This is a genomic window from Oryzicola mucosus, from assembly GCF_014534685.1.
Classification (GTDB): Bacteria; Pseudomonadota; Alphaproteobacteria; order Rhizobiales; family Rhizobiaceae; genus Oryzicola; species Oryzicola mucosus.
Map to the genome: position 1 here is coordinate 1 of NZ_JACVVX010000018.1, position 17,891 is coordinate 17,891.

The 17,891-nt window shown below is 59.7% G+C and carries 13 protein-coding genes and 1 tRNA gene; all 14 read left to right on the forward strand.

Going from position 1 to position 17,891, the window contains the following annotated elements; all coding sequences use genetic code 11:
- Positions 1 to 122 (forward strand): EF-Tu C-terminal domain-related protein (locus tag ICI42_RS23195; protein WP_456238706.1); only part of this gene is annotated, 122 nt, incomplete at its 5' end.
- Positions 123 to 278: 156 nt separating this feature from the next.
- On the forward strand, positions 279 to 1,178 hold the full coding sequence (locus ICI42_RS23200; protein WP_188166984.1) for a COG3904 family protein: 900 nt from the start codon (positions 279 to 281) through the stop codon (positions 1,176 to 1,178).
- Positions 1,179 to 1,290: 112 nt separating this feature from the next.
- Positions 1,291 to 1,366: transfer RNA gene (locus tag ICI42_RS23205), tRNA-Trp, on the forward strand.
- Positions 1,367 to 1,659: 293 nt separating this feature from the next.
- Positions 1,660 to 1,863: a preprotein translocase subunit SecE gene (gene secE / locus ICI42_RS23210; RefSeq protein ID WP_188166985.1), complete on the forward strand. Its 204-nt coding sequence runs from the start codon at positions 1,660 to 1,662 to the stop codon at positions 1,861 to 1,863.
- Between the two features lie 23 nt (positions 1,864 to 1,886).
- Positions 1,887 to 2,414, forward strand: coding sequence for a transcription termination/antitermination protein NusG (gene nusG, locus ICI42_RS23215; RefSeq protein ID WP_188166986.1), 528 nt, complete (start codon positions 1,887 to 1,889; stop codon positions 2,412 to 2,414).
- A 149-nt stretch (positions 2,415 to 2,563) separates the two neighbouring features.
- Entirely contained in the window at positions 2,564 to 2,992 is a 429-nt protein-coding gene (gene rplK, locus ICI42_RS23220; protein WP_188166987.1) for a 50S ribosomal protein L11, read from the forward strand.
- A gap of 4 nt (positions 2,993 to 2,996) precedes the next feature.
- Positions 2,997 to 3,695, forward strand: coding sequence for a 50S ribosomal protein L1 (gene rplA / locus ICI42_RS23225; protein WP_188166988.1), 699 nt, complete (start codon positions 2,997 to 2,999; stop codon positions 3,693 to 3,695).
- A 367-nt stretch (positions 3,696 to 4,062) separates the two neighbouring features.
- On the forward strand, positions 4,063 to 4,581 hold the full coding sequence (gene rplJ, locus ICI42_RS23230) for a 50S ribosomal protein L10 (protein ID WP_188166989.1): 519 nt from the start codon (positions 4,063 to 4,065) through the stop codon (positions 4,579 to 4,581).
- A gap of 54 nt (positions 4,582 to 4,635) precedes the next feature.
- Positions 4,636 to 5,010, forward strand: coding sequence for a 50S ribosomal protein L7/L12 (gene rplL, locus ICI42_RS23235; RefSeq protein WP_188166990.1), 375 nt, complete (start codon positions 4,636 to 4,638; stop codon positions 5,008 to 5,010).
- Between the two features lie 204 nt (positions 5,011 to 5,214).
- Positions 5,215 to 9,351: a DNA-directed RNA polymerase subunit beta gene (gene rpoB / locus ICI42_RS23240; RefSeq protein ID WP_188166991.1), complete on the forward strand. Its 4,137-nt coding sequence runs from the start codon at positions 5,215 to 5,217 to the stop codon at positions 9,349 to 9,351.
- Positions 9,352 to 9,483: 132 nt separating this feature from the next.
- Complete coding sequence (gene rpoC / locus ICI42_RS23245; RefSeq protein ID WP_188166992.1) at positions 9,484 to 13,680, forward strand: DNA-directed RNA polymerase subunit beta'; 4,197 nt, start codon at positions 9,484 to 9,486, stop codon at positions 13,678 to 13,680.
- 131 nt (positions 13,681 to 13,811) lie between these two features.
- Positions 13,812 to 14,618 carry a hypothetical protein gene (locus tag ICI42_RS23250; protein ID WP_188166993.1) on the forward strand — a complete coding sequence of 269 codons (807 nt, stop codon included), beginning with the start codon at positions 13,812 to 13,814 and terminating at the stop codon, positions 14,616 to 14,618.
- Between the two features lie 25 nt (positions 14,619 to 14,643).
- Positions 14,644 to 15,963, forward strand: a complete 1,320-nt coding sequence (locus tag ICI42_RS23255) for a glycosyltransferase (protein ID WP_188166994.1) — start codon at positions 14,644 to 14,646, stop codon at positions 15,961 to 15,963.
- A gap of 179 nt (positions 15,964 to 16,142) precedes the next feature.
- A complete protein-coding gene (locus tag ICI42_RS23260) occupies positions 16,143 to 17,738 on the forward strand; it encodes a Na/Pi cotransporter family protein (RefSeq protein WP_188166995.1) in 1,596 nt (531 codons plus the stop codon).
- The last annotated feature ends 153 nt before the right edge of the window (positions 17,739 to 17,891 follow it).

A 17,891-nucleotide genomic window follows, 5' to 3' on the forward strand; every position in this document is an offset into this window, starting at 1 on the left:
ACAACATCACGGTCGATGTCGAGCTGATCGTGCCGATCGCGATGGAAGAGCGCCTGCGCTTCGCCATCCGTGAAGGCGGCCGCACCGTCGGTGCAGGCATCGTCGCAGCTATCGTCGAGTAATTTCGACACGTTAGGTTTTTTGAGCACTGATTGAGAAAAGGGCTGGTTTTCGAACCGGCCCTTTTTGTTGTCTCCGACCTCCGTCGTCCTTGCGCTTTTCCTCCGCCCGGCTCTACATTTGCGCGGGGTGAGGGTGCTATGGCCGGCTGTCATTTGTTGCGGTGTGTGTGGGCGGTTGCCGCCCTTTTTCTCGGACTGGCGACGGCTGAAGGCCGGGCTGGATCGCCCGCAGTCCAGGGTGTGGGGCAGGGCGATATGCGGCCGATGGTGTTTTCCGTCGTTCGAAGCAGCCGGCCCGGCTGCGAGCCGACCTGTCCGGAATGGATTTACGGCGAGGGCGAGATCAACGCCGACACACCGTTGAAGCTGAACAAGGTCCTGAAATCGCTTGGCGCGCGAAAGCTCCCCGTCGTGCTCAATTCGCCGGGCGGCGACGTCGAAGCCGCATTGGCGATGGGGCGAGCCATTCGCGCCGCGAAGCTCGATGCAGCGGTGGGTGGAACTGTCTTCATGGGATGCGATCCCCGCGATCCGAAGTGCGTTCCGGACAAGAGCAAAGGCGGCGGCTACCGCGGGGCGCCCTATACGATGGGCGCTATGTGCAATTCCGCCTGTCCGCTGATGCTTGCAGGCGGGGTGAGGCGCCTGTCGGGCGCTTGGGCGCATCTCGGCGTTCACCAGATCACGACGAGGTTTGTCAAAACCCAGGTGCAGTACCGAACCACATATCGAATCGAGAACGGCCGGAAAAAGATTCTCGGCAAGAAGATCGTGGGCCGCAAGAATGTCGGGAGCTATACGACCGTCGAGATGGGGCCGCTGACCGAGAAGAAGCTGCGGCGCTATCTCGAGGAGATGGGTGTCGAAGCGACAGTGGTGGATGCGATGATATCGACGCCCGCGAGCGAGATTCGGCGGCTTGGGACCGACGAAGCGTCGGCCATGAAGCTCATTACGAGCAAGGATCCCGTAGAATTCGTCACATCGCCCGATATCTGCAAGGTCGTGCCGGCCGCGAACAACTGCAGGGTCCTGCTTGCATCCGACACGGAATAGGACAGTGACCGACCGGATGGGCGCGGTTTCGGCGGTGGGCGGTGAATTAACCGGCGACCGAGTGAAAACCGGCTTGAGTTCTTCAGCCGTCTGTGAAATAGCAGGCCGCGTTAGGGGTATAGCTCAGTTGGTAGAGCGGCGGTCTCCAAAACCGCAGGTCGCAGGTTCGAGCCCTGCTGCCCCTGCCATCTTGCCAAGCGTACTCTGTTATGGCATATATGTGCTACCTTATCGATACGACTGGATGGTTTCGAAGGTGCAGCGAACCTAAAGCGCGTTCTGCCACTTGCGTGGATCGAGAATCGGCTTTATGTATTGCAGACAGTCACGCGGCGCGTGGAGCCATGAATTGGGCTTTACGCGTCCGAATTGCATGGGCGAAACGCTGCTGATTCGGCATCGGTTGCCTTTGTGAGAAACTCCCGAGCTTCTCGGGAAAATCCAGAATGTCCGGTCAACGGGCAGTTAGAATAGGGCGGCCATGGCCTCGAAGACCACCAATCCTTTTATGTTCCTTCAGCAAGTGAGGTCGGAGACGGCGAAGGTTACCTGGCCTTCCCGCCGCGAAACCTTGATCTCCACGCTGATGGTTCTGGTGTTCGCGGCCGTCGCGATGGTCTTCTTCTTTGCCGCCGATCAGCTGATGGCTTTTGCCGTCGAGCAGATTCTCGTCATCGGCCGCTGAACGATAGCAATCGGAGATCCTGAATGACCGCCCGGTGGTACATCGTTCATGCCTATTCGAACTTCGAAAAGAAGGTCGCCGAGGATATCGTCAACAAGGCCAAGCAAAAGGGGTTGAGCGACCAGATCGAACAGATCGTCGTTCCCACCGAGAAGGTTGTCGAGGTCCGTCGCGGGCGCAAGGTCGATGCCGAGCGCAAATTCTTTCCGGGCTATGTCCTGATGAAGGCCAATCTTTCGGATGCGATCTTCAGTCTCGTGAAGAACACACCGAAGGTCACTGGGTTCCTCGGCGATTCCAAGCCGGTGCCGATTACCGAGGCTGAGGCGCAGCGCATCCTCAACCAGGTCCAGGAAGGGGTCGAGCGGCCCAAGCCGTCGGTCACCTTCGAGATCGGCGAGGCGGTTCGCGTTGCCGACGGTCCGTTCGCTTCGTTCAACGGCTTCGTTCAGGAAGTCGACGAGGAGCGTGCCCGCCTCAAGGTGGAAGTTTCGATCTTCGGGCGCGCCGTGCCTGTGGATCTCGAATTCGGTCAGGTCGAAAAGAGCTGATTGTAAAGCGCCGCTTCGGCGGTGCGAGCGCTCCGGTCTGAGGATCGGAGCAAGCCGGTGGGAGGCGGGAGCGGCAGAGCCGACCCTCTTCAGTCGAACCACCAAACTGCAACCGCCGAGTATTCGGCACAGACAAGGCAGGAATAGAGATGGCTAAGAAAATAGCAGGCCAGCTCAAGCTCCAGGTTTCCGCGGGATCGGCTACGCCGTCTCCCCCGATCGGCCCGGCGCTTGGTCAGCGTGGCATCAACATTATGGAGTTCTGCAAGGCGTTCAACGCGCAGACCCAGGAAATGGAAAAGGGTTCGCCCGTTCCGGTCGTGATCACCTACTATCAGGACAAGTCGTTCACCTTCGTCATGAAGACGGCTCCGGTGAGCTACTTCCTGAAGAAGGCCGCCAACCTGAAGTCGGGCTCCAAGGAGCCGGGCAAGGTCAAGGCCGGTCAGATCACCGCCGCAAAAGTGCGCGAGATCGCCGAAGCGAAGATGAAGGACCTGAACGCAAACGACGTCGAAGCGGCCATCAAGATGGTCGAGGGCTCCGCCCGTTCGATGGGTCTGGAAGTGGTGGGCTGAGATCATGGCTAAGATTGCAAAGCGTATTGCCAAGAGCCGTGAAGGCATCGATCGCGACAAGGCTTACGGCCTGGGCGAAGCCCTTCAGCTTCTGAAGGACCGTTCCACGGTGAAGTTCGACGAGACCGTCGAAGTCGCCATGAACCTCGGCGTCGATCCCCGCCATGCTGACCAGATGGTCCGCGGTGTGGTCAACCTGCCGAACGGCACGGGCCGCACGGTTCGCGTCGCGGTTTTCGCTCGTGGCGACAAGGCTGACGAAGCCCGCGCCGCCGGTGCGGATCTGGTCGGTGCGGAAGACCTGGTCGAGATCGTCCAGAAGGGCGAGATCAATTTCGATCGCTGCATTGCCACCCCTGACCTGATGCCGCTGGTCGGTCGTCTGGGCAAGGTGCTCGGCCCGCGCGGCATGATGCCGAACCCCAAGGTCGGCACCGTGACCACCGACGTCGCCGGCGCCGTGAAGGCTTCCAAGGGCGGCGCCGTCGAGTTCCGCGTCGAAAAGGCCGGTATCATCCACGCCGGCATCGGCAAGATCTCGTTCGAGGTCCAGGCGCTTGAAGAAAACATCAAGGCGTTTGCCGATGCGGTCAACCGGGCGAAGCCGGCGGGCGCAAAGGGTGTCTACGTCAAGAAGGTGTCCGTCACCTCGACGATGGGCCCCGGCCTGAAGCTGGACGTCGCGACGCTCGCCGCGTCCTGATGTTGTGAATTCGGACCGAGCGATGCTCGCTCGGTCCACCTGAATTCCGGGCCTTCGGGTCCGGATGCCGGAAGCCGGCAACGGCTTCTGGTTATCCTGTCCGAGATTGCAGGCGGTTCGGCGCAAGCCGCACCTTAATCGTATGGCCTGCATGAGACGGGTGAAGACCCGACAAAGGAGCGAATGCTCCAATGAAAGGTTCGAACCGTGTTGGCCTTTTGTCTGCGCGCCCTTCAGAAATGAGGGCGTGGCGAAGGGGGGCAGGATCCTCGAGCGCTGCTCGGGTGATCTCTAGAGATTGTCCGCGTGGCAAAAGGCAACCCGACCCTGTTTCCGAAAATGGAATGGGGTCAACTGGAGATAGGCAGTGGACAGAGCGGAAAAACGCGAACTCGTCACCGGCCTGAACGAAGCGTTTTCGGGCGCGGGTTCAGTGGTCGTGGCCCACTACGCCGGTATCACCGTCGCGCAGATGAACGATCTTCGTACGAAGATGCGTACTGCCGGCGGCACCGTCAAAGTCGCGAAGAACCGTCTCGCCAAAATCGCTCTTCAGGGCACTGAGTCGGAAAGCATCATCGAACTGTTCAAGGGACAGACGCTGGTCGCTTATTCGAACGATCCGATTACCGCGCCGAAGGTCGCGTCCGATTTCGCCAAGATCAATGACAAGCTTGTCATTCTCGGTGGCGCAATGGGCAACACCGCGCTCGACGCCGATGGAGTCAAGGCTCTCGCCGCGCTCCCGTCGCTCGACGAACTTCGCGCAAAGCTGGTTGGCATGATTGTCACCCCGGCGACCCGGATCGCTCAGATCGTCAATGCACCGGCGGCTTCGGTCGCGCGCGTCATTGGCGCCTACGCCCGGAAGGACGAGGCGGCATGAGGCCGTTCCTCGCTATCATCAACACTCGTTCGAACTGATTGAAGGAATATAACAATGGCTGATCTCGCCAAGATCGTTGAAGACCTGTCGAGCCTGACCGTCCTCGAGGCGGCCGAGCTCTCGAAGCTCCTTGAAGAAAAGTGGGGCGTTTCCGCTGCTGCTCCGGTGGCTGTCGCCGCTGCTGGCGGTGGCGCTGCCGCTGCTCCGGTCGAGGAGAAGACCGAGTTCGACGTCATCCTCACGGATGCCGGCGCTCAGAAGATCAACGTGATCAAGGAAGTCCGCGCCATCACCGGCCTGGGCCTCAAGGAAGCCAAGGACCTCGTCGAAGGCGCTCCGAAGGCAGTCAAGGAAGCCGCCAACAAGGCGGATGCCGAGAAGATCAAGGCTCAGCTGGAAGCAGCCGGCGCCAAGGTCGAACTGAAGTAATAGTGCGGTACCGGCGGGTGGGATTCCATCCGCCGGCTCCCGTCACCGGGGGAAATTGATGGAAACCTTTTTCCTGAGGGCCGAGAAGACGGCCTTCAGGAAACGGGTTTCAAACCGTTAGAGACAGGCCGTTTGCGAGGACGGTCCGGATGACAGGACGCGTTGATGCGAGGCGTGTCCCGAGAAAGGCAGCAAGGAGCGACGATGGCCCAGACCCAAACTTTTAATGGCCGCAGACGCGTACGCAAGTTCTTCGGAAAGATCCCGGAAGTTGCGGAGATGCCGAACCTGATCGAGGTTCAGAAAGCATCCTATGATCAGTTCCTGATGGTGGACGAGCCCAAGGGCGGTCGTCCGGACGAGGGCCTGCAGGCCGTTTTCAAGTCGGTCTTCCCGATTTCGGACTTTTCCGGCGCGTCGATGCTGGAATTCGTCAAGTACGAGTTCGAAAACCCGAAGTTCGACGTCGACGAATGCCGGCAGCGCGATCTGACCTATGCCGCGCCGCTGAAGGTGACGCTGCGCCTGATCGTGTTCGATATTGACGAGGATACCGGCTCGAAGTCCATCAAGGACATCAAGGAGCAGGACGTGTACATGGGCGACATGCCGCTCATGACCAATAACGGTACGTTCATCGTGAACGGCACCGAGCGCGTCATCGTGTCCCAGATGCACCGTTCGCCGGGCGTCTTCTTCGATCACGACAAGGGCAAGAGCCACTCGTCTGGCAAGCTGTTGTTTGCCGCGCGCGTCATCCCTTATCGCGGCTCGTGGCTCGACATCGAGTTCGACAGCAAGGACATCGTCCACGCCCGCATCGACCGCCGCCGCAAGATTCCGGCAACGTCGCTGTTGATGGCGCTGGGCATGGACGGCGAAGAAATCCTGTCGACCTTCTACAACAAGATCGAATACCGCCGTTCGGGCGACCATTGGCGCATTCCGTTCTCGGTCGACCGTTTCCGCGGCCTCAAGGCCGTCGGCGATCTGGTCGATGCCGATACCGGCGAAGTCGTCGTCGAGCAAGGCAAGAAGATCACCGCGCGTCAGGCGCGTCAGCTCGCCGAAAAGGGCCTCAAGGCCATCAAGGCGACCGAAGACGACCTGTATGGCAGCTATCTGGCCGAGGACATCGTCAACTACGCTACCGGCGAGATCTATCTCGAGGCGGGCGATGAGATCGACGAGAAGACATTGAAGGTTCTGCTGTCGACGGGCGCTGAGGAATTCAGCGTGCTCGACATCGATCACGTCAATGTCGGCGCCTACATCCGCAACACGCTGACCGCCGATAAGAACGAAAGCCGCCAGGACGCGCTGTTCGACATCTATCGCGTCATGCGTCCGGGCGAGCCGCCCACCATCGACACGGCGGAAGCCATGTTCAACTCGCTGTTCTTCGACAGCGAGCGCTACGACCTGTCGGCCGTTGGCCGCGTGAAGATGAACATGCGTCTCGAGCTCGATGCTGCCGACACCGTCCGCGTCCTGCGCAAGGAAGACATCCTTGCCGTGGTCAAGACGCTGGTCGAGCTGCGCGACGGCAAGGGCGAGATCGACGACATCGACAACCTCGGCAACCGCCGTGTGCGTTCGGTCGGCGAGCTGATGGAAAACCAGTACCGCGTCGGACTGCTCCGCATGGAGCGCGCGATCAAGGAGCGTATGTCCTCGATCGAGATCGACACGGTCATGCCGCAGGACCTGATCAACGCCAAGCCGGCGGCTGCCGCCGTGCGCGAGTTCTTCGGTTCCTCGCAGCTCAGCCAGTTCATGGACCAGACCAACCCGCTTTCGGAGATCACCCACAAGCGCCGCCTGTCGGCACTTGGACCCGGCGGTCTGACCCGCGAGCGCGCCGGCTTCGAAGTCCGCGACGTTCACCCGACGCATTATGGCCGTATCTGCCCGATCGAAACGCCGGAAGGCCCGAACATCGGTCTGATCAACAGCTTGGCCACGTTTGCTCGCGTCAACAAGTATGGCTTCATCGAAAGCCCGTACCGCAAGATCGTCGACGGCAAGCTGACCAACGACGTCGTCTATCTGTCGGCGATGGAAGAGGCCAAGCACTTCGTCGCCCAGGCCAACGCCGAGCTCGACAAGAACGGCCGTTTCGTCGACGAGTTCGTCATCTGCCGTAACGCCGGCGAAGTGATGATGGCGCCGCGCGAAAACGTCGATCTGATGGACGTCTCGCCCAAGCAGATGGTTTCGGTCGCAGCCGCGCTGATCCCGTTCCTGGAAAACGACGACGCCAACCGCGCTCTGATGGGCTCGAACATGCAGCGTCAGGCCGTGCCGCTGGTGCGCGCCGAGGCTCCGTTCGTCGGTACCGGCATGGAGCCGATCGTTGCCCGTGACTCAGGCGCTGCCATCGGCGCACGCCGCGGCGGCATCGTCGATCAGGTCGATGCGACCCGTATCGTGGTTCGCGCCACGGAAGATCTCGAATCCGGCAAGTCCGGCGTCGACATCTACCGCCTGATGAAGTTCCAGCGTTCGAACCAGTCGACCTGCATCAACCAGCGTCCGCTGGTCCGCATGGGCGACCTGGTCAACAAGGGCGACATCATCGCAGACGGTCCGTCGACCGATCTCGGCGACCTGGCGCTCGGCCGGAACGTGCTCGTCGCGTTCATGCCGTGGAACGGCTACAACTACGAGGACTCGATCCTGCTCTCCGAGCGCATCGTGGCCGACGACGTGTTCACCTCGATCCATATCGAGGAGTTCGAGGTCATGGCGCGCGACACCAAGCTCGGGCCTGAGGAAATCACGCGCGACATTCCGAACGTCTCGGAAGAAGCGCTGAAGAACCTCGACGAAGCCGGCATCGTCTATATCGGCGCGGAAGTCGCTCCCGGCGACATCCTCGTCGGCAAGATCACGCCGAAGGGTGAAAGCCCGATGACGCCGGAAGAGAAGCTTCTGCGCGCCATCTTCGGCGAGAAGGCCTCGGACGTCCGTGACACCTCCATGCGCATGCCGCCCGGAACCTTCGGCACCGTCGTCGAAGTGCGCGTCTTCAACCGCCACGGCGTCGAGAAGGACGAACGCGCCATGGCGATCGAGCGCGAGGAGATCGAACGCCTCGCCAAGGACCGCGACGACGAGCAGGCCATTCTCGACCGCAACGTCTACAGCCGCCTGAGCGACATGCTCGACGGCAAGGAAGCGATTGCCGGCCCGAAAGGCTTCAAGAAAGGCTCCAGCCTTTCGAAGAGCACCTTGAGCGAATATCCACGCTCGCAGTGGTGGCAGTTCGCCGTCGAGGACGAAAGCGTGCAGGGCGAGCTCGAAGCGCTTCGCGGCCAATACGACGACTCCAAGAAGCAGCTCGAGCAGCGCTTCATGGACAAGGTCGAGAAGGTGCAGCGCGGCGACGAGATGCCCCCCGGCGTGATGAAGATGGTCAAGGTCTTCGTCGCGGTGAAGCGCAAGATGCAGCCCGGCGACAAGATGGCCGGACGTCACGGCAACAAGGGTGTCGTGTCGCGCATCGTGCCGGTGGAAGACATGCCGTTCCTGGAAGACGGAACGCATGCCGACATCGTGCTGAACCCGCTGGGCGTGCCTTCGCGCATGAATGTCGGCCAGATTCTGGAAACGCATCTTGGCTGGGCTTGCTCGGGCATGGGCAAGAAGATCGGCGAACTGATCGAGGCCTACAAGCAGGGCGGAGAGATTCAGCCGCTTCGCGACACGATCGAGAGCATCATTCCGGAGAACGACCGGAACGAGCCGGTTCGGCAGTATGACGACGAGTCCATCATCCTGCTCGGTGAGCAGATGAAGCGCGGCGTCTCCATTGCGACCCCGGTTTTCGACGGCGCGCATGAGGAAGATATCGACGAGATGCTTAAGCAGGCGGGTCTGCACACCAGCGGCCAGTCGCAGCTTTACGATGGCCGTACCGGTGAGCCGTTCGACCGCAAGGTGACCATGGGCTACATCTATATGCTCAAGCTTCACCACCTGGTCGACGACAAGATCCATGCCCGTTCGATCGGACCTTACTCGCTCGTTACCCAGCAGCCGCTGGGCGGCAAGGCGCAGTTCGGCGGACAGCGCTTCGGCGAGATGGAGGTCTGGGCGCTCGAAGCCTACGGCGCCGCCTACACGCTGCAGGAAATGCTGACCGTGAAGTCGGACGACGTGGCTGGCCGCACCAAGGTCTACGAGGCCATCGTGCGCGGCGACGATACGTTCGAAGCCGGCATCCCCGAGAGCTTCAACGTTCTCGTCAAGGAAATGCGCTCGCTGGGCCTCAATGTCGAACTGGAGAATTCCAAGCTCGACGACGGTCCTCAGCGTTTGCCCGACGCTGCCGAGTAAAAGTGTTGAGCGCCGCGAAGACACCTTCGCGGCGCCTCGCCGAATTTTCGGCTTAGTGCCGACATAGATTGCGGACGCTTAGGCCCGCACAAGATGCAAAGGGGTTTCGATGACCCCGAAAAGGAGAACGGCATGAACCAAGAGGTCATGAATCTCTTCAACCCGCAGGCGCCTGCGCAGGTGTTCGATTCCATCCGGATTTCGCTCGCCAGCCCTGAGAAGATCCTGTCCTGGTCGTTCGGCGAGATCAAGAAGCCGGAGACGATCAACTACCGTACGTTCAAGCCCGAGCGCGACGGCCTGTTCTGCGCGCGCATTTTTGGCCCGATCAAGGACTATGAGTGCCTGTGCGGCAAGTACAAGCGCATGAAGTACAAGGGCGTCATCTGCGAGAAGTGCGGCGTTGAAGTCACGCTGTCGCGCGTTCGCCGCGAGCGCATGGGCCATATCGAGCTCGCAGCGCCGGTTGCGCACATCTGGTTCCTGAAGTCGCTGCCTTCGCGCATCGGCACGCTGCTCGACATGACGCTCAAGGATATCGAGCGCGTTCTGTATTTCGAGAACTACATCGTGACCGAGCCGGGCCTGACCGCGCTCAAGGAACACCAGCTTCTTTCCGAAGAAGAATATATGATCGCCGTCGACGAGTATGGCGAGGATCAGTTCACGGCCATGATCGGCGCCGAGGCTATCCATGAGCTGCTCGCAGGCATGGACCTTCCCAAGATTGCCGGCGACCTGCGTTCGGAACTCGCCTCGACCACGTCGGAGCTGAAGCAGAAGAAGCTTTTGAAGCGCCTGAAGGTCGTCGAGAACTTCATGGAATCCGGCAACCGTCCGGAATGGATGATCATGAAGATCGTTCCGGTCATCCCGCCGGACTTGCGTCCGCTGGTTCCGCTGGATGGCGGACGTTTCGCGACCTCGGATTTGAACGATCTGTATCGCCGCGTGATCAACCGTAACAACCGCCTGAAGCGCCTGATCGAACTGCGCGCACCGGGCATCATCATCCGCAACGAGAAGCGCATGCTTCAGGAAGCGGTCGATGCGCTGTTCGACAACGGCCGTCGCGGCCGCGTCATCACGGGCGCCAACAAGCGTCCGCTGAAGTCGCTGTCCGATATGCTGAAGGGCAAGCAGGGCCGGTTCCGCCAGAACCTGCTCGGCAAGCGCGTCGACTATTCCGGCCGTTCGGTCATCGTGACGGGTCCGGAACTGAAGCTGCATCAGTGCGGTCTGCCGAAGAAGATGGCGCTCGAGCTGTTCAAGCCGTTCATCTATGCGCGCCTCGACGCCAAGGGCTATTCGTCCACCGTCAAGCAGGCCAAGAAGCTGGTCGAGAAGGAAAAGCCTGAGGTCTGGGACATCCTGGACGAGGTCATCCGCGAGCATCCGGTTCTTCTGAACCGCGCGCCGACGCTGCACCGTCTGGGCATCCAGGCCTTCGAACCCACGCTGATCGAAGGCAAGGCGATCCAGCTGCATCCGCTCGTCTGCACGGCCTTCAACGCCGACTTCGACGGCGACCAGATGGCCGTTCACGTGCCGCTGTCGCTGGAAGCCCAGCTTGAAGCCCGCGTGCTGATGATGTCGACCAACAACATCCTGCACCCTGCTTCCGGCGCACCGATCATCGTGCCGTCGCAGGACATGGTTCTGGGTCTCTATTATCTCTCGATCGTCAATCAGAACGAGCCGGGCGAGGGCATGGTGTTTGCCGATATGGGCGAACTCCAGCACGCGCTCGAGACCAAGACCGTGACCCTGCATTCGAAGATCAAGGGTCGCTTCAAGACGGTCGATGCCGAAGGCAATGTCGTGTCGCACATCCATGACACGACGCCTGGCCGCATGATCATCGGTGAATTGCTGCCGAAGAACGTCAATGTGCCGTTTGCAACAGCCAACCAGGAGATGACCAAGAAGAACATCTCCAAGATGATCGACACGGTCTATCGTCACTGCGGACAAAAAGAGACGGTCATTTTCTGCGATCGGATCATGGGTCTGGGCTTCGCGCATGCCTGCCGCGCAGGCATTTCGTTCGGCAAGGACGACATGCTGATCCCCGACAGCAAGATCAAGTTGGTTTCGGAAACCGAGGCTTTGGCCAAGGAATACGAGCAGCAGTACAATGACGGCCTGATCACCCAGGGCGAAAAGTACAACAAGGTCGTCGACGCCTGGGCCAAGTGCTCGGAAAAGGTCGCCGACGAGATGATGGCGCGCATCAAGGCGGTCGAGTTCAACGACGACGGTCGCCAGAAGCCGATGAACTCCATCTACATGATGTCGCATTCGGGTGCCCGCGGTTCGCCCACCCAGATGCGTCAGCTTGCCGGCATGCGCGGCCTGATGGCCAAGCCGTCGGGTGAAATCATCGAGACGCCGATCATCTCGAACTTCAAGGAAGGCCTGACCGTTCTCGAATATTTCAACTCGACCCACGGCGCCCGCAAGGGTCTCGCGGACACCGCGTTGAAGACGGCGAACTCCGGCTACCTGACGCGTCGTCTCGTCGACGTGGCGCAGGACTGCATCGTCAACGCTGTGGATTGCGGTACCGACAAGGGCCTCACCATGCAGCCGATCGTCGATGCGGGTCAGGTCGTTGCTTCGCTCGGTCAGCGTATCCTGGGCCGTACGGCGCTGGACGACATCAACCATCCGGTCACCGGCGAACTGCTGGTCAAAGCCGGCACGCTGATGGACGAACGCGACATCGAGCAGATCGAAAAGGCATCGATCCAGACCATCCGCATCCGTTCGGCGCTGACCTGCGAAGTCCGCACCGGCGTCTGCGCGGTCTGCTACGGTCGCGACCTTGCCCGCGGTACCCCGGTCAACCAGGGTGAAGCGGTCGGCGTCATCGCCGCACAGTCGATCGGCGAGCCGGGAACGCAGCTCACCATGCGTACCTTCCACATGGGCGGTACAGCACAGGTGGTCGACTCGTCGTTCCTTGAAGCGTCGTATGAAGGCACCGTTCAGATCCGCAACCGCAATGTGGTTCGCAACTCCGACGGTCACCTGGTGGCGATGGGCCGTAACATGGCCGTCGTCATCACCGACGAAGGCGGTAAGGAGCGTGCTGCGCACCGCGTCACCTACGGTTCGCGCGTCTTCGTCGACGATGGCGACAAGGTGAAGCGCGGCCAGCGTATCGCCGAGTGGGATCCGTATACCCGTCCGATCCTCACCGAAATCGAAGGCCGCGTGGCGTTCGAGGATCTGGTGGATGGCATCTCGGTTCAGGAAACGGCCGACGAATCGACCGGTATCACCAAACGCGAGGTCATCGACTGGCGGTCTACGCCGCGCGGTAACGACCTCAAGCCGGCGATCGCGGTGCAGGATTCCAAGGGCAAGGTCGGCAAGCTGTCGAAGGGCGGCGATGCTCGCTTCCTGCTCTCGGTCGAGGCCATTCTGTCGGTCGAGCCCGGCGCAACGGTCAGGCCTGGCGACGTGCTGGCGCGTATTCCGATGGAAAGCGCGAAGACCAAGGACATCACCGGCGGTCTGCCGCGTGTTGCCGAACTCTTCGAAGCACGCCGTCCGAAGGACCACGCCATCATCGCCGAACTCGACGGTACGATCCGCTTCGGCCGCGACTACAAGAACAAGCGCCGCATCATCATCGAGCCGCATGACTCGACGCTTGAACCGGTCGAATACCTGATCCCGAAGGGCAAGCCGTTCCATCTTCAGGACGGCGACGCCATCGAGAAGGGCGACTACATCCTAGACGGCAACCCGGCGCCGCACGACATCCTGGCGATCAAGGGCGTGGAAGCACTCGCTTCCTACCTCGTGAACGAAATCCAGGAAGTCTACCGTCTGCAGGGCGTGACGATCAACGACAAGCACATCGAGGTGATCGTTCGCCAGATGCTGCAGAAGGTCGAGATCACGGCGCAGGGCGACTCGGTCTACATTCCGGGCGACCATGTCGACGTCATCGAATTCGATGAGGTCAACGACCGCCTGGTCGAGGAAGGCAAGAAGCCTGCGGAAGGCCAGCCGGTGCTGCTCGGCATCACCAAGGCTTCGCTGCAGACGCCGTCCTTCATCTCCGCCGCCTCCTTCCAGGAGACGACCCGCGTGCTGACCGAAGCGGCTGTTGCCGGCAAGGTCGATACGCTGCAGGGCCTGAAGGAAAACGTCATCGTCGGCCGTCTGATCCCGGCCGGTACGGGTGGCATGATGAGCCAGATCCGTCGCATCGCGACGGCTCGCGACGAGCTCATCCTCGACGAGCGCCGCAAGGCCTCGGGCGTCGAGGTCGCAGACCCGATGCTGACCGACATGTCGACCGCCGCTCAGTAAGCGGTGTCATCTTCGAAAACAAAAAGGGGCCTCGCGGCCCCTTTTTTTAAGCGGTGTGGAGATTTCGATGAGGCCTGGGTAGAACACCTTGTTATGGTTCATCGAGGAGTTATAAAGGTAGTCTGGCGGACATGATCATAACGTTGAGTTCCATTCCGTCCCGCTTTCAATTTCTTCCGAGGTTTTTCAATGTGCTCGCTTCTCAGGAGCTAAAGCCTGAAGCGGTGGAATTATATGTCGCGCGGCGTTACCGACGTTTCCCGGGAGAAGTTCCCGCGCTTCCGCCTCTCCCTGACTGGGTGACGGTTACATGGATCGATGAAGACATCGGCCCGGCCTCGAAGGTTCTGCCGGCCTGCCGCAAATGGGCTGGACGTGATATCGATATTCTGTATTGCGATGACGATCACGCTTACGACCGCATGTGGGCTATGCGTTTTCAACAGCAGCGCGACCGGATGCCTGATGTGGCTTTGTGCGAGAAGCCGATGCGCGCCGACGATGTCGGACTTGAGAGAAAGCAGGTCAGCGACTTTCCGCGCGGCTACACTTATTTAACGGACAAGACGTTGTACAAATTCGTCAAGCTGGCCACGCTTGGGTTTGTAAGGCTTGAACGCAAAAGAATTGTAGAAGGTTACGCAGACATCATGGAAGGCTATGCCGGCTGCATGGTCAAGCCGGACTGGCTCGCCGACGCCGATTTTGACATTCCGGACGTATTCTGGACAGTCGACGATATATGGCTCTCAGGGATACTTGCGGTGAAAAGTATCAAAATTCACACTACGAAAAATCCTGTCATCACAAAAGAGTTCCGTGACGCCCACCTATTTGCTTCGCCGCTGTGGAAGCATATTGAAAATGGAATTGGCCGTCATGAAGCCAACAGACGGTGTGCAGTTTATATGTCTGAAACCCATGGAATCTGGAAATAACAGATAGCAGTTTACTGGAAGCATAATGACCGTTCCACCAATTGTTTTTGACGTAACGCAGCTTCTTACGAGAGCCGGATCTCCGCATATTACCGGGATTGACCGTGTTGAACGTGCCTGGCTTGAAATGCTTGTGCACTCCAATTTGCCTGTTTACTATCTCTTCGAGCGCAGACGAAAAGTTGCAATCCTAGACGCGAGCGCTGGTCCGTTTATGCTCGCTTTGATCCGCGGCGAAGGTGTGGATTCACTGCCACTTCTGTCTCGCTTCATAATGCGCGTCAGAGCATTTGAAAGATCGAAAGATAGACTGAACCCGTTTTTGCAATTTGCTGCGCGAGGCATCATGCGTTTGCACAGTCCTCGCCGAGTGGTTCGCACTGCTATCATGCGAAGCGCATTAGGCGGCCCTGTAGCATTGGAAAACTTAACCGCAGTCTCCCGACTTATTGCTCGCACTTTTCCGAACGGAGGTTGGTATGTCAGCGTAAGTCAGAGACTACCTTCTAAAGGCATGTTTTCATCTTTTGAAACGGCTGGGTTGAAGTCGGTTATGATGATTCATGACACAATACCTCTCAACTTTCCTGAATATTGTGTGGCGGGCGCGCCAGAAGAGATGGGCGTCTTTGTTCGACTCCTGGCGGAGTATGCCGATATTGTTCTTTGTAATTCTCAAGTGACGGCTGACGATTTTGTGTCCCATGCGGTTAGCTCGACTGGAGTAGAACCAAAGGGCCGCATTGTTGTCGCGCATCTTGGTCTGCATCCGCCGAAAACCGTTGCTAACGACGATCACTCCATCCTCCCTTCGGGAGTTGATCCAAAGCGACCGATTTTTATGATTTTGGGGACGATAGAGCCCCGGAAGAACCATGCCTTTTTGCTGGATGTGTGGGATCGCATGGCGAGTCGCATGTCAGCAGAAGATATGCCGCAATTGATTATCGCGGGTGCTTGGGGTTGGAAAATCGATGACTTTCGAAAGCGTGTCGAGAAATCGCCGTTGTATGGGCGCTGTGTCGTTGTTGTAGAGCAGCCCGACGATGAGACGGTCGCCACGTTGTTAAAGCACACTCAAGCATTGTTGATGCCGAGTGTCGCGGAAGGCTATGGATTGCCTGTCTTAGAAGCGGCTCGGGACGGTATCGCGGTCATCGCGCCGCCGCTTAAAATTTATTCCGAAATTGTCGGCGACTACCCGATTTATTGTGAACTCAACGACCCAGACGGATGGATCGAGCAGATCCTCGCATTCAAAGGTAAGCCCAAGAGGTTGGTTGCACCGCCAATTCCGACCTGGCAGGCTCATTTCGATAAAGTAACCAAGGCAATGGCTTGCTGATCGGGTGACGATGCGTTTCCCGGCGGCGCTGCCATAAAATTCGCACTGAATGTCCAACAATTGGCACTTCGTGTCCGTTTGGAGCATCAATGTTGGTCTGCCACGCTGCGTTAGGAACTATCGAAAACGTTTAGCTCTTCTTAGACCGAGTGAGCAGTAATATTGTCGAGAGGGCATCTATGCTTCACGCGTTGGCGACGGCTCTTGCCGGTCTCGGCATCTTCTTCGCCGGCATGTATCAGCTCAAGGATGCGTTGAAGAAGCTCACCGGCCGGCGCTTCAAGCAGTTGATCGCCGCCTGGATACACCGCCCGGTCGCGGCCGTCGCATTGGGGGTCGCCGCGGGCGGCGTGATGCAGAGCACCACCGCGGTCACGTTCGTTCTGGCGAGCATGATTGCGACGGGTCTTCTGACCGTCGGGGGAGCCCTGCCGATCGTTGCCGGCGCCAATGTCGGCAGCACGATGCTCATCCTGCTTGCCAATCTCGATATCCAGCTTTTCGTTCTCGCGCTGCTCGGGCTCACAGGCATTTCCTTCGTCGTGGAAAGGCTGTCACGGTTCAGGACGATCCTGACGGCGGTGTTTTCCGTCAGTCTCGTCTTCTTCGGCCTGAAGATGCTGCAGAGCGGCATCGTTCCGCTGACACGCGAGCCATGGTTCGGCGACCTGCTGGCGCTGGCGGGGGCTTCATATTTCCTGCCGCTTGTCATTGCGACGTGCCTGACCGTGCTGTCGCAATCCACCAGCTCGATCGTGTTGCTGACCATCGCCTTGACGGCGGGCGGTGGTCTGACCTTCGAGCAGGCGATGATGGCGATCTATGGCTGCAACATTGGCGGAAGCTTCCAGACGCTGCTGTTGTCTTCCAACCTGCGCGGCCGGCCGCAGCAGCTTGCGATGTTCCAGGTCTCGTTCAACTTCGTCGCCGCATCGCTGATGGTGCCGCTGTTCTTCATCGAACAATATGCCGGCATCGGGCTGGTCGAACGCCTCATCCGCTCGCTGTCGGCTTCGACGCAGCTTCAACTGGCCTATCTGCAGGTGATCTTCAATCTGGTCGGCGCCGGACTGATGCTGGTGCTGATCCCTTGGTTTCATCCGATCCTGGCGAAGCGCTTTCCAACGCTGGCCGACGAGGATGACGGCCGACCGATCTACATCCACGATCAGGCCCTTGAGGAGCCCGATTCGGCGCTCGATCTTGCCGGCCTGGAGCAGCAGCGGCTTGCGACATATCTGATCAAGCGGCTGGAGATTGTGCGGGAGCGTCCCAAGAACGCGGCCGCGCTGATCAATCGCCAGAGCCAGAATTTTACGATGCTCGCCACCGAGGTGCACGAGTTTCTGCGCCGTCTGGGCGAGGCGCCGTTCGACGTCGGCGGCTATGATCGGCTCGATCGTGCGATCAACCGGCAGCGGCTGCTGGATGGGCTCAACGAGACGCTCGTAGACCTCGCCGCAACCGCCGGCCAGGTGGCGGGCAGCAAGGCGTCACAGGCGCTGCTGGGAACCATTGTCGAGGCTTTGGATGCCGTGCTGCTGACGATGCTGGACGCGTTGCAGGATATGAAGGGCGAGGATAGGGCGGTTTTCTTGGCCATCACCCGCAACCGCGGCAATGTCATGCAGCGCATACGCCAGTCCTATCTCGCATCGGACGGAAATCTCACCGTGGCCCAGAAGGGGACGGTTCTTATCCTGACCAATCTTTCGGAGCGGGCTTTCTGGCTGCTCGGGCAACTGGCGGAGCAGGAGCAGGCGGTCGACGTCTGATGCCTTCGCGGTGTGTTCGACGGCTTCCGGCTAAAGCGTGTCGCACTTAATCGGCCTCATATCCGGCAGCCTTGAAAAAGTTTCGGCATTGTGTTGTGTCGAAGAGGTCACAGATATCGCCGATTGCATGGCATAGGGCGTCGAACGTTCGCG

Coding starts and splice junctions, on each gene's coding strand:
- rpoB (WP_188166991.1), top strand. CDS start 5,215: ATGGCCCAGACCCAAACTTTTAATGGCCGCAGACGCGTACGCAAGTTC.
- secE (WP_188166985.1), top strand. CDS start 1,660: ATGGCCTCGAAGACCACCAATCCTTTTATGTTCCTTCAGCAAGTGAGG.
- rplL (WP_188166990.1), top strand. CDS start 4,636: ATGGCTGATCTCGCCAAGATCGTTGAAGACCTGTCGAGCCTGACCGTC.
- ICI42_RS23260 (WP_188166995.1), top strand. CDS start 16,143: ATGCTTCACGCGTTGGCGACGGCTCTTGCCGGTCTCGGCATCTTCTTC.
- rplK (WP_188166987.1), top strand. CDS start 2,564: ATGGCTAAGAAAATAGCAGGCCAGCTCAAGCTCCAGGTTTCCGCGGGA.
- nusG (WP_188166986.1), top strand. CDS start 1,887: ATGACCGCCCGGTGGTACATCGTTCATGCCTATTCGAACTTCGAAAAG.
- rplA (WP_188166988.1), top strand. CDS start 2,997: ATGGCTAAGATTGCAAAGCGTATTGCCAAGAGCCGTGAAGGCATCGAT.
- ICI42_RS23255 (WP_188166994.1), top strand. CDS start 14,644: ATGACCGTTCCACCAATTGTTTTTGACGTAACGCAGCTTCTTACGAGA.
- ICI42_RS23250 (WP_188166993.1), top strand. CDS start 13,812: ATGATCATAACGTTGAGTTCCATTCCGTCCCGCTTTCAATTTCTTCCG.
- rpoC (WP_188166992.1), top strand. CDS start 9,484: ATGAACCAAGAGGTCATGAATCTCTTCAACCCGCAGGCGCCTGCGCAG.